This is a genomic window from Shinella sp. G-2 (assembly GCF_050172695.1).
In the GTDB taxonomy this organism is placed as follows: Bacteria; Pseudomonadota; Alphaproteobacteria; order Rhizobiales; family Rhizobiaceae; genus Shinella.
In genome coordinates this window covers 1-11,552 of the sequence record NZ_JBBEYH010000045.1, presented here as the reverse complement: position 1 = coordinate 11,552, position 11,552 = coordinate 1, and the positions used below count along the sequence as shown (strand labels likewise).

The 11,552-nt window shown below is 64.9% G+C and carries 13 protein-coding genes; 8 read left to right on the top strand and 5 right to left on the bottom strand.

The genetic code is table 11. The features are described from left to right. A partial coding sequence (locus V8U06_RS28675) for a hypothetical protein (protein ID WP_427143576.1) occupies positions 1 to 266 on the top strand: 266 nt, incomplete at its 5' end. Between the two features lie 9 nt (positions 267 to 275). Here V8U06_RS28675 and V8U06_RS28670 read toward each other — a convergent pair. The 3 genes from V8U06_RS28670 to V8U06_RS28660 are packed head-to-tail and all read right to left on the bottom strand — an operon-like array spanning position 276 to position 1,850. Next, positions 276 to 626, bottom strand: coding sequence for a type II toxin-antitoxin system RelE/ParE family toxin (locus tag V8U06_RS28670; protein ID WP_427143575.1), 351 nt, complete (start codon positions 624 to 626; stop codon positions 276 to 278). Beyond that, the gene (locus tag V8U06_RS28665) at positions 607 to 882 is read right to left on the bottom strand and encodes a ribbon-helix-helix domain-containing protein (RefSeq protein WP_226923224.1); all 276 of its coding nucleotides are present in this window, start codon (positions 880 to 882) and stop codon (positions 607 to 609) included. Before V8U06_RS28665 ends, V8U06_RS28670 begins: the two co-directional genes overlap by 20 nt. Positions 883 to 908: 26 nt before the next feature. Next, entirely contained in the window at positions 909 to 1,850 is a 942-nt protein-coding gene (locus V8U06_RS28660) for a LysR family transcriptional regulator (RefSeq protein WP_427143574.1), read from the bottom strand. Between the two features lie 143 nt (positions 1,851 to 1,993). Between V8U06_RS28660 and V8U06_RS28655 the strand changes: the two genes are divergently transcribed. The 3 genes from V8U06_RS28655 (at position 1,994) to V8U06_RS28645 (ending at position 7,347) form a co-directional block, all read left to right on the top strand. Beyond that, a complete protein-coding gene (locus V8U06_RS28655; RefSeq protein ID WP_427143573.1) occupies positions 1,994 to 2,791 on the top strand; it encodes an alpha/beta hydrolase fold domain-containing protein in 798 nt (265 codons plus the stop codon). Between the two features lie 50 nt (positions 2,792 to 2,841). Further along, positions 2,842 to 4,032, top strand: a complete 1,191-nt coding sequence (locus V8U06_RS28650; RefSeq protein ID WP_427143572.1) for an efflux RND transporter periplasmic adaptor subunit — start codon at positions 2,842 to 2,844, stop codon at positions 4,030 to 4,032. A 117-nt stretch (positions 4,033 to 4,149) separates the two neighbouring features. After that, positions 4,150 to 7,347, top strand: a complete 3,198-nt coding sequence (locus tag V8U06_RS28645) for an efflux RND transporter permease subunit (RefSeq protein WP_427143571.1) — start codon at positions 4,150 to 4,152, stop codon at positions 7,345 to 7,347. 181 nt (positions 7,348 to 7,528) lie between these two features. Here the strand turns inward: V8U06_RS28645 and V8U06_RS28640 are convergent, their stop codons facing one another. Then, positions 7,529 to 8,461, bottom strand: coding sequence for an MYG1 family protein (locus V8U06_RS28640; protein WP_427143570.1), 933 nt, complete (start codon positions 8,459 to 8,461; stop codon positions 7,529 to 7,531). Positions 8,462 to 8,541: 80 nt separating this feature from the next. Next, on the bottom strand, positions 8,542 to 8,928 hold the full coding sequence (locus V8U06_RS28635; protein ID WP_427143569.1) for a winged helix-turn-helix transcriptional regulator: 387 nt from the start codon (positions 8,926 to 8,928) through the stop codon (positions 8,542 to 8,544). Between the two features lie 236 nt (positions 8,929 to 9,164). On the opposite strand from V8U06_RS28635, the gene V8U06_RS28630 reads away from it, so the two are divergent. The 4 genes from V8U06_RS28630 to V8U06_RS28615 all read left to right on the top strand — a co-directional run bounded on the left by V8U06_RS28630 (position 9,165) and on the right by V8U06_RS28615 (position 11,420). Continuing rightward, positions 9,165 to 9,635 (top strand): nuclear transport factor 2 family protein, encoded by a 471-nt coding sequence (locus V8U06_RS28630; protein WP_427143568.1) that lies wholly within the window; start codon positions 9,165 to 9,167, stop codon positions 9,633 to 9,635. Positions 9,636 to 9,812: 177 nt separating this feature from the next. Continuing rightward, entirely contained in the window at positions 9,813 to 10,118 is a 306-nt protein-coding gene (locus tag V8U06_RS28625) for a hypothetical protein (RefSeq protein WP_226923241.1), read from the top strand. A 337-nt stretch (positions 10,119 to 10,455) separates the two neighbouring features. Beyond that, positions 10,456 to 10,725, top strand: coding sequence for a hypothetical protein (locus tag V8U06_RS28620; RefSeq protein WP_427143567.1), 270 nt, complete (start codon positions 10,456 to 10,458; stop codon positions 10,723 to 10,725). A gap of 2 nt (positions 10,726 to 10,727) precedes the next feature. Beyond that, positions 10,728 to 11,420 carry a DUF899 domain-containing protein gene (locus V8U06_RS28615; protein ID WP_427143566.1) on the top strand — a complete coding sequence of 231 codons (693 nt, stop codon included), beginning with the start codon at positions 10,728 to 10,730 and terminating at the stop codon, positions 11,418 to 11,420. The last annotated feature ends 132 nt before the right edge of the window (positions 11,421 to 11,552 follow it).

The following is an 11,552-nucleotide window of genomic DNA, read 5'->3' as shown; positions in this document are numbered from 1 at the left end:
AGGCCACGCTCGCCGACATTGACACGTCCACTGCGCCCGGCTGCCAGCGCCTGACCGTCGAGGTCCGCTGCCCTGCTGCCCTCGTCTGGCTGACGGTGAACGGCGAGCCGGTCGCATTCCAGCAGGACGGTGGGATCGCGACCGCCAGCCTCGACATCGCCGGAAACACCCACATCCACAGTGAATGGCTGGAGCCCTATGCTCCCGTCGTCATCGCATGCGCCAGCGATGGATCCGCTCAGTTCGCTATCGCCGAGAACGTGTGAGGCGCTTGGCTAGGCCGTCAGCATGCGTGCAAGCATGTGCCTGATATGGTCCTGTGCGCCGTAGAAGATGGCGGCGACGACGATGGTGGAACGGTCCTCGACCGGCAGGAACCAGATCGCCGCCTTGTCCCGTCGGAGGAACCGGATACCGGGGTAGATGTCGGGTCTGAGGGTGCCGATATGGGGCGTCTCGACCAGGCGGTCGATTTGGCGGCGCAAGTCGCGCAACCGCTCGGCCGCACGGTCAAGGGCATCGTCCAGCGTGTCGCCGAGGTCGAGATAGGCGCTAAGCAGGTGGTCGAAGATCAGCGCGAAATCGTGCTCGGCCGCCTCGACATATTCAAGGGTCCAGACGGGCATCGCGCTTCTTGCGTGCGATGAGAGCCTCGACGCGGCCTTCCATGTCCGCGGCCGATCGCGTCGGGCCGTTCAGCCGCCGCTGGAGCAGCTCGCGCAGCGAATCCGCCTCGGCCGTCTCCGTTTCGGTCTTCTGGCGAAGCAGCTCCAGGCCTTGCTGGAGGACGGAGCTCAGGCTCGAATAGCGCCCGCTCTCCACCAGAGACCGGGCAAAGGCATCCTGCTGCTCCGTCAGCGATATCGACGACTTGACGCTCATCGGCCCTCTCCTTTCTCGCAAAATTGCTACCCAGTAGCACCTTTGTCAACCGTCCGGGCCTGGGCCGTCAGTTCCGTGCGCGCGAGCAGGCGGACGAGCCAGTCGACGAAGACGCGGACCTTGTTGCTGAGATGACGGTTGGGCGGATAGACGATGTAGAGTGGAACAGGCTCGACGTCCCAGTCGGACAGGACGGGGATGAGCGTGCCCTCTGCGATCGCATCGCGTGCCATGAAGCAGGGCAGCAGCGCGACGCCGAGGCCGGCAAGGGCCGCGGCAAGATAGGTGCGGGCATCGTTGACGGAGACGATGTAGCGGCTGTCGACCTCGACCGCCTCGCCGTCCCGCCTGAACTCGAAGGCCATGATGCGGTTGTTCTGGGCGAGAAAGTAGTTCACGCAATGATGGGCAGCGGCCAGCTCCGACGGATGCCCCGGCATGCCGAAGCGCTGGATATAGGCGGGCGCCGCACAGACGACGAGGCCCATTTCCCCGACGCGGCGGGCTATCAGCGAGGCATTGCCCGGCGCGCCGCCGCGCAGCGCGCAGTCGACATTCTCCGCCAGATAATCCACCGTCCGGTCACCGACACCGAGATCGATCTGGATATCGGGGTATTTCTCATGGAAGTCGCCGAGTTCGGGAATGACGAGGACATCTGCGAAGGCGCCGGCCATTTCCACGCGCAGACGTCCGCCGGGATTGTTGCGCGAATGGGAGAGGCTGCCGTCCAGCTCGTCGAGATCGGAGACGATCTGGTTCGCCCGTTCGTAATAGAGCGCTCCGTCCGTCGTCACGATCACCCGGCGGGTGGTGCGGTTGAGGAGCTTGGTCTGCAGGCGGCTTTCCAGATTCTGGATGAGGTTGCTGACTGTCGCCTTGGGCATGCCGAGCGCGGCGGAGGCGCCGGTGAAGCTGCCCGTCTCCACGACCCGGAGGAAGGCGCGCATCGCAGAAAGCTGATCCATGGAACATTCCCACGTTGGAAGCTATGATTGTTCGAAAATCTGGACAGTGAAATCCGTTTTACCACACTTATCTGGGCAAAATGACTGACGATATAAATGGTGAGGGACCAGCTTATTTCCAAGCGGCCCGCGGGACAAAATCGATGCCGGTAGAAATCAAGGATATGACGTTCGACAAGGTGGCCATCGGCCCCGTGCCGGTGCGCGTCTATCAGGGCGCCGACTACGCCAAGGGCGCGCCGGTCCTGCTCTATTTCCACGGCGGTTCCTTCACGCAGACCGGCCTCGTGCATTGCCCGCTCGCCGCCTGCATCGCCAGCACCGGGGCCATCGTCGCCGTGCCCGACTACAACGCAATCGGCGGCGGCGTTTTCCCCAAACCGCTGGAGGTGGGTTTCTCGATCTTTTCCTATCTCGCCAAGAAGCGCGCAGGGCTCGGCGACCGCAAGTCGCCGCTGCTCATCGGCGGCGAGGAGGCCGGCGGCAACATCGCGGCCGGCGTCGCCCTCAAGGCGCGCGATCACTTTGCCGACGAACTGGACGGCCAGGTGCTGCTCTCGCCGTTGCTCGACCCCTTCATGGCAAGTTCGTCCTTTCGCAAGGCCGACACGATCGGCATGCGTCAGCGCTGGACGGACGGCTGGAGCCACTATCTCAGCGGCGGCGTCTGCCATCCCTATGCAGCGCCCTGCCTGTGCTCGCGCATTGCCGGTCTTGCGCCGGCGCTGGTCTTCTCGGCAGCGGACGATCCGCTGCTCGACGAGACCCTCGGTTATGCCGACCGCCTTCAGGAGGCGGGCGTCACGGTTCAGCAGCATGTCCTTCCCGCAGGAACAGGCTGGCCCATGATTTACAGCGGGACATCCGATGAAACCGGGCCCTGGGCGGACAGTCTCGCCCAGGCGTTTTCCGGTTTCGTTCAAAACATTAGCATTCACTGATTTTATTGGAACCAACGCATAGCGTGGCCTGACGCCACCAGGAGAAGACAATGTTATCGAAGCGCAAACGCTGGGCCCTCATGGGCACCGGCCTGGGACTGGCTGTGTCCGTTTCCGCCGCAGCCCTGATGTTCCAACTGCCGGCCAATGTCGCCAAGGCCGAGGCCACGGTGACCGCCGACGTGCCGGCAGTGCCGGTCACGGTCGCCGTCGTGGAGAACCGCGACGTCGTCACCTGGCAGGAATTTTCCGGCCGCCTGGAGGCGATCGACCGCGTGCAGATCCGCTCGCGCGTCGCCGGCGCCATCCAGTCCGTCGACTTCCGCGAGGGCGCGCTGGTGGAGGCGGGCGACCTGCTGTTCACGCTGGACCCCGAACCCTTCAAGGCAGCGGTGACGCAGGCCGAAGGCCAGTACGCCTCGGCCGAGGCCCGGGTGAAACTCGCGAAAACCCAGCTTGAGCGGGGCCAGCGCCTCGCCCAGAGCAACAGCATCTCGCAGAGCGACGTCGACCAGCGCCAGAACGCGCTGGCCGAGGCCGAAGCCAGCCTCAAGACGGCACAGGCAACGCTCGACGCCGCCGAGCTCGAGCTCAGCTATACGAAGGTGCGCGCCCCGGTCGCCGGTCGCGTCGGCAAGGTGGAGATCACCACCGGCAACCTCGTCGCCGGCGGCTCGGCCTCCCCCGCCCTGACGACGCTCGTTTCCGTCGATCCGATCTATGCCGGCTTCAATGTCAGCGAGGAGACGGTCGCGGCCGCTCTCGCCGCGCTGCCGGCCTCGGGCGGCGCGCTTCAGCCGATCGAACAGATCCCCGTGGAGATCGGGACGCTCGCCGACGAGGGCACGCCCATCCGCGGCAAGCTCCAGCTCATCGGCAACGAGGTGGATGCGGCGAGCGGCACGGTCACCGTGCGCGCCGTCTTCGACAATCCGGGCGGCCGGCTGATCCCCGGCCAGTTCGTGCGCATCCGCATGGGCGAGCCGAAGGCCGAAAGCAAGATCCTCGTCAGCGAGAAGGCGGTCGGCACCGACCAGGACAAGAAGTTCGTCTTCGTCGTCGACAAGGACAACAAGGTGACCTACCGGCCGATCGTGCTCGGCAGCCTCTCGAACGGCGAGCGCATCGTCGAAAGCGGGCTTGCCGATGGCGACAAGGTGGTCGTCAACGGTCTGCAGCGCGTCCGCCCCGGCGTGGTGGTGGATCCGCAGGAGCAGGAAAGCGTCGCCTCCGTGAAATAGCGGAGGACGGCGGGGCGCCTTTGGCGTCCCGCCCCTATCAACAGAAGAAATCCTACCCCGCCGGCGGAGCCTTGCCCGCCGGGTGGGCCCGTTCGTCCCTATGGAGAGGGCACCGACATGAATATTTCCCGTTTCTTCGTGGATCGCCCGGTCTTCGCCGGGGTACTATCGATCCTCATCGTGGTGGCAGGCCTTATCGGCATGCGCGCCCTGCCGATTTCCGAATATCCGGAGGTCGTGCCGCCCTCCATCGTTGTGCGCGCGGTCTATCCGGGCGCCAACCCCGTCGTCATCGCCGAGACCGTCGCCACGCCGCTGGAAGAGCAGATCAACGGCGTCGAGGACATGCTCTACATGAACAGCCAGGCGACCTCGGACGGCGTGCTGACGCTGACGGTCACCTTCAAGCTCGGCACGGACCCGGACAAGGCGCAGCAGCTCGTGCAGAACCGTGTGTCGCAGGCAGAACCTCGCCTGCCGGCGGAAGTGCGCGCGCTCGGCGTGACGACCGTCAAGAGTTCGCCCGACTTCATCATGGTGGTGAACCTCGTCTCGACGACGGACCGCTATGACGTCACCTATCTGCGCAACTACGCCACGCTCAACATCAAGGACCGCCTCGCCCGCATCGAGGGCGCCGGGCAGGTGCAGGTCTTCGGGGCCGGCGACTATGCCATGCGCGTGTGGATCGACCCGCAGAAGGCGGCCGAGCACGCGCTGGCCGCCAGCGACATCACTAACGCGATCCGCGAACAGAACGTGCAGGCCGCCGCCGGCATCATCGGCGCCTCGCCGACGCCGAACGAGGTGAACCTCCAGCTCAATGTCAACGCCCAGGGCCGCCTGCACACGCCGGAGGAATTCGGCAACATCATCGTCAAGACCGGCGCCGGCGGTCAGATCACCCGCCTGAAGGACGTCGCCCGCGTCGAGATGGGCGCTGCCGACTATACGCTGCGCTCGCTGCTCGACGGCCAGCCGGCCGTCGCCATCGCCGTGTTGCAGGCCCCCGGCTCGAACGCCATCGAGATCGCCGACAATGTGCGCGCGACCATGGACCAGCTCCAGCTCGCCATGCCTGACGGCGTGAAATACGAGATCGTCTACGACACGACGGAATTCGTGCGCTCCTCGATCGACAAGGTCGTCGACACGCTGCTCGAAGCCATCGCCCTCGTCGTGCTCGTCGTCATCCTCTTCCTGCAGACCTGGCGCGCTTCGATCATTCCGCTGCTTGCCGTGCCGGTCTCCATCATCGGCACCTTCGCGGTCATGTATGCCTTCGGTTTCTCGGTGAACGCGCTGACGCTGTTCGGCCTCGTGCTCGCCATCGGCATCGTGGTCGACGACGCCATCGTCGTCGTCGAAAACGTCGAGCGTAACATTGAAAACGGCCTTTCACCCCGCGAGGCGACCTACCGCGCCATGCGGGAGGTTTCCGGCCCGATCATCGCCATCGCGCTGGTTCTGGTCGCCGTCTTCGTGCCGCTCGCCTTCATCAGCGGCCTTTCGGGCCAGTTCTACCGGCAGTTCGCGCTGACCATCGCCATCTCCACGGTCATTTCCGCCATCAACTCGCTCACGCTCTCCCCGGCGCTGGCCGCCCTTCTCCTGAAGGACCACCATGCCCCCAAGGACTGGCTGACGCGCGGCATGGATTTCCTGTTCGGCTGGTTCTTCCGCGGCTTCAACCGGGTCTTCGGCGCGGCGTCGAACGGCTACGGACGCGGCATCGGCGGGCTCGTCTCGCGCAAGTCCATCGTCATGGCCATCTACCTCGCACTCGTCGGCGCCACCTATACGGTGTTCAACGCCGTGCCGGGCGGCTTCGTGCCGGCGCAGGACAAGCAGTATCTCATCGGCTTTGCCCAGCTTCCGGACGGCGCCACGCTGGACCGCACGGAAGAGGTCATCAAGAAGATGAGCGACATCGCGCTGCAACAGCCGGGCGTCGCCCATGCCATCGCCTTCCCGGGCCTGTCGATCAACGGCTTCACCATCGGTTCCAACTCGGGCATCGTCTTCGCGACGCTCGACGATTTCGAGGAGCGCAAGACGCCGGACCTGTCGGGCGGGGCGATCGCCATGCAGCTCAACCAGAAATTCGCCGGCATCCAGGATGCCTTCATCGCCATCTTCCCGCCGCCGCCGGTCAACGGTCTCGGCTCGACGGGCGGCTTCAAGCTGCAGATCGAGGACCGCGCGGGCCTCGGCTACCAGGCGCTCGACGAGGCGACCAAGGCCTTCCTCGCCAAGGCCTACCAGACGCCGGAGCTGGCGGGCCTGTTCTCCAGCTTCCAGATCAACGTGCCGCAGCTCTATGCCGATCTCGACCGTGCCAAGGCCCAGCAGCTCGGCGTGCGGGTGACCGACGTCTTCGAGACGCTGCAGATCTATCTGGGTTCGCTCTATGTGAACGACTTCAACGCCTTCGGCCGCACCTACAGCGTGCGCGTACAGGCCGATTCCGCCTTCCGCGCCAAGCCGGAGGACATCGGCCAGTTGAAGGTGCGCTCGCAGTCGGGCGAGATGATCCCGCTTGCCGCGCTCATGACGGTCGACGCCACGACCGGGCCGGAGCGCACCACGCGCTACAACGGCTTCCTCGCCGCCGACATCAATGGCGGGCCGGCGCCGGGCTTCTCCTCCGGCCAGGCGCAGGAGGCCATCGAGAAGATTGCCGCCGACACCCTTCCGGCCGGTATCGACTTCGAGTGGACGGACCTGACCTACCAGCAGATCCTCGCCGGCAATTCGAGCATCGTCGTCTTCCCGCTGGCGCTGCTGCTGGTCTATCTCGTACTGGCCGCCCAGTATGAGAGCCTGACATTGCCGATCGCCATCATCATGATCGTGCCGATGGGTGTGCTCGCGGCCCTTGCCGGGGTCTGGTACACCGGTGGAGACAACAACATCTTCACCCAGATCGGCCTCGTGGTGCTGGTGGGCCTATCGGCGAAGAACGCCATCCTCATCGTGGAATTCGCACGCGAACTGGAGTTCGAGGGACGAAACCCGGTACAGGCCGCCATCGAGGCCAGCCGCCTGCGCCTGCGCCCCATCCTCATGACCTCCATGGCCTTCATCATGGGCGTCGTGCCGCTGGTGCTTTCCACGGGGGCGGGCTCGGAAATGCGCGCCGCCATGGGCCTTGCCGTCTTTTCCGGCATGATCGGCGTCACCTTCTTCGGCATCTTCATGACGCCGGTCTTCTACGTGCTGCTCCGGCGGCTGGCGGGCAACCGTCCGCTCATCCAGCACGGCCGTTCGACGATGGCCGGCGAACCCGAAGGCATGCCGGCGCCGCAGCACTAGAGTTTGTCAGGAAAAAGTGGGAACCGGTTTTCCCGAAAAGACAAACGAAAACAAAAGAAGTTAGAGCATGTCTGGTTCAATCTGAACCTGACATGCCCTAGACACGCGCCTTCCATGGTCGCATGCGGACAGCCTGCGGCCATCGGCCTGCCAACCTATCGAACCGTCGATGCTCCGGCGGTTATGCCGGGATCGCGGTTGCCGCTTGCGCAACCGCGATCCGCGCCATTTCCAGCGCGGCTTCCCGCGTTTTTGCCGCGGCGATGAAGCGGCCGTTGTGGCAGAAGGTTGCACCCGCGACACCGCAGGCCGCCGCAAGCGCATCTCCGGTCAGCCCCGCCCAGGTCGCCGGCAGATCCGCGCGCAGCTCGAACCCGTCGCTCGACCGCCGGATACCCGTCAGGCACCAGTCCGTGTCCCGCGGGTGGACGACGAACAGGAGGTGGTCCGCGCCCGCCTTCACGATGGCCGGCCGGAACGGCATGCCCATCGGAAGCTCCAGCACCTGCCCCTCTCCTGCCGCGACGATGGCCTGCAGCACGATGGACTCGGCCCGCAGCTTCGCCGCGCCCTGGCGTATCGTCGCCTCGACGAAACTGCGCGCGATGGCAAGCGCATCGTGGAACGCCCGGTCGTCGGCATCCGGCGCCCGGTCGTCGAAGACGGGCTTCAGCGTCTCCAGCAGAACCGGCAGGGTCACCTTGGCAAGGGCGCCGGCCGCCGACGGGCTCAGGGCGCCGTTGTCCATCAGGTCGACCGGCAGCACGAAATCGAGATCGAAACGCGCATGCAGGGCTTCCGTATCCGAGGCGGGAACATCGAGAGCATTGAGATAATCCCGGCCGAACTGGCGCCAGATCAGCCCGAACGAGCTGAACGGCTGGCCATCGTCGCGCAACGGCGCGCCGCGCTGATGATGGTCGAAAATCCCCGCCACCGGATCATAGGCGCCGCCGACGTCATAGATGACCCTGTCGGCGCCGGGCGTGATCCATTCCGGCGCGCGGCTGCGCACGAGACGGGCCGCGGGGAAAAGGCGTGTCAGGATCACGCTGGACAACAGTTCGTCCGCGTGGAAACCGCCGGAATGCGTTACGAGAAAATCGGGTTCCATGCTGATCGACCTGTCGATGGTTCGGTGTTTGACATCATCGCGGTCGGATATCGGCTGAACCGCCGGGTTTCAAGTGCCTGTCACGATGCGCCGGCCTGATCGTCGTAATGCTTGCGCGCCTCGACGATGGTGCGGTGGTTGTCATCGGCCCAGCCGACGAGCACCTTCATGGGCACAAGAAAGGAGCGCCCGAGGTCGGTCAGCGCATATTCGACGCGCGGCGGCACTTCCGGATAGACGCGGCGGGTGACGAAGCCGTCCTGCTCAAGCCGCCGCAGCGTTCTCGACAGCATCTGCTTCGAGATGTCGCCGATCTCGCGCAGGAGTTCGTTGAAGCGCTTGAGGCCGTGCTCCAGCGCCTCGAGAACCAGGAGGCTCCATTGATCGCCGATCCGGTCCAGCACGTCACGGATGGGGCACGGCTGGTCGAAGACGAAGGGGGCGCCCAGGGCTGGTTCTGCTTTCAATCCGGTCACTCCAATACTGTTCAAGGTCATCGCGCTGTGACCAGATCACCGAAAGATGACTTCTTGCGGACGGTACTCGGCTGCCATAGCTAGCGTCTAGGTCTACATTTTAGACCACATCGCAGTTCACGCCAAGGAGCGTCCCGCATGGCTCGCGTCACGGAAATCGACCGCCCGGCGCCTGTCCGGAAACGCTTCAATCCCGGCGGCTGTCCCAACGCAAAGGAGAAACGCCCATGAAGCCCTTTCTGAAAACGCTCTTCCCCGCCGCGCTGCTCGTGGCTGCAGCCGCCCTGCCCGCCTTCGCCCAGTCGGCGCCGCGCGACCTTGCGCAGGAGGAAGCCAATCGCAAGCTCGTCGTCGAGTTCTACGATCTCTTCTTCAACAAGCACGAGACGGAGAAGGCGGCGGCCGTGGTCGCCGACGACTACAAGCAGCACAACCCGCAGGTTCCGGACGGCAAGACGCCGTTCGTGTCGTTCTTCAACGGCTTCTTCAAGGACAATCCCGATTCCAGGGCGCGCATCGTGCGTAGCGCCACGGATGGCGACCTCGTCTGGATCCATGTCCAGTCGACCAATGGCGCAGAGGATCGCGGCCAGGCCGTCGTCGATATCTTCCGCGTCACCGATGGCAAGATCGTCGAGCACTGGGACGTGATCCAGGACGTCCCCGAACAGGCCGCCAACGAGAACACGATGTTCTGATACCGGTTTCCCATCGATGGATCGGCGGCATTCGTCCCTGCGCGAATGCCGCCGATCTTCCGAAAAACCGACCTGCGGCCATGCCGATCGAAAGAGGGTGACGGCGCAAAGTTTGGGTTGACCGGCGCCGGTGGCGGGGCGAAACTTCTGTCCAAGGCAAGGCAGGAGGAGAACGCGATGAACGAGCCAGACCGGTGGCGCCATATGGCAAGTGCACCGAAAGACGGTAGCCGGATCCTCATCACGGTTCGACCGTCCGAACAGGGGCCGGCGGAAGTCGACGTCGCCTTCTGGTCGCATGGCGACCGCTTCGGCGCAGAAGGCTGGCGCGCCTCCGATTCCGCTCCCGGCTGCATCATCGAATATGCCGAACCGGAGCTGAAGTGTTGGATGCCGATGCCCTCGGCCAATCTCAACCGCGCTTCCGCCCCTTCCCCCTGGGAAGGCGAAGACGCAGAACAGCTCGACGGGTCCGGGATCTGACGCGCCTGCTTCTGGTTGGAATTTACAGCCGGTCGCCGCGTGACGACGGCCCGGGGCCGTTCGGAAGCGAGATCAGATTCGTTTTGCGCCTGCGCCGAAACAGAACGGACCTCTCCGTCTCTCCCCTTCAACCACACCATTCAGCCTGACCGTCAGCACGGGCTATGGCGCCGCGTGCCAGTCAACGTCATGCGCCCGGCGCCACCTCGTGGCGTTGCGTTGGTGTGCTGCCGGACACTGGAATCCCGTCACATTTGTCACTCCCGCGCTTTGCCGCTTCCGATCTAGCTTGACTTTGCAACGGCCGGAAGCGGCCAGGATGATCGGGAACGCAGAGATGACGACCTTTCTCGGAAACAACGATGGACAAGCCTGTGGTGCCGGCGGCTGGCTGGCCCTCGCGGCCGCGCCGACCTTCGCCGTCATGGCATGGGCCGTGAGCGGCTCCATGGCGATCTGCGCGTCGGGCTCCGGTGCGCTTCCCCTGGACGGCATGGCCTGGATGTACCTGCTGATGGGCCTCTTTCATCTTCCGCCGTGGCTGAAGCTCGTTTCCCGCCGCGATGCGGCGGCTCATCCCTTTCAAAGGCAAACCGAAGGAGACTGACCATGGAACACACAATCGTTTCGCGCGACGAATGGCTCGCTGCCCGCAAGGCGTTGTTCGCCAAGGAGCGCGCCATGACCCACCAGCTCGACGCGCTGCGCGCCGAGCGCCGGCAGATGCCCTGGGTCAAGGTCGACAAGCCCTATGTTTTCGACGGGCCGGAGGGCGAATGCACGCTGGCCGATCTGTTCGGCGATCGCAGCCAGCTCGCCATCTATCACTTCATGCTGACGCCGGGCTCGGAACACATCTGCCCGGGCTGCTCGTTCACGGTCGATCATGCCGATTCTGCCCGGCAGCATTTCGAGCAGGCGGACCTCGCCTTCGCCGCCGTGTCGCGCGCCCCCATCCAGCGGATCGAGGACGTCAAGCGGCGCATGGGCTGGACGTTCCCATGGGTTTCGTCCGGCGACCGCGCCTTCAACTATGATTTCGCGGTGTCCTTCACCGAGGAGGACCGCGCCGCCGGACGCGCGAGCTACAATTACGGACTGACCCCGATCCGCACCTCCCCGGATATGTTCGGCCTCAGCGTCTTCGCCAAGGACGACAGGGGCGATATCTTCCACACCTACTCGACCTATCACCGCGGCACCGAACTGCTGATGGGCGCGTTCAACTGGCTGGACCTTACCCCCAAGGGCCGCAACGAGGACGGCACCATGAGCTGGGTGAAGCTGCACGACAGATACTGACCGTACCGAAGCACTCTCCGAAGCCGGAGGCTCGACAGGAGCCTCCGGCTTTATCCCTCGAGAATTTCAGCCAGCGGCGAGCCGGCCTTGATTTCGATCACGGTTGGGACGGAACGGGTTGCGGATGCGGTC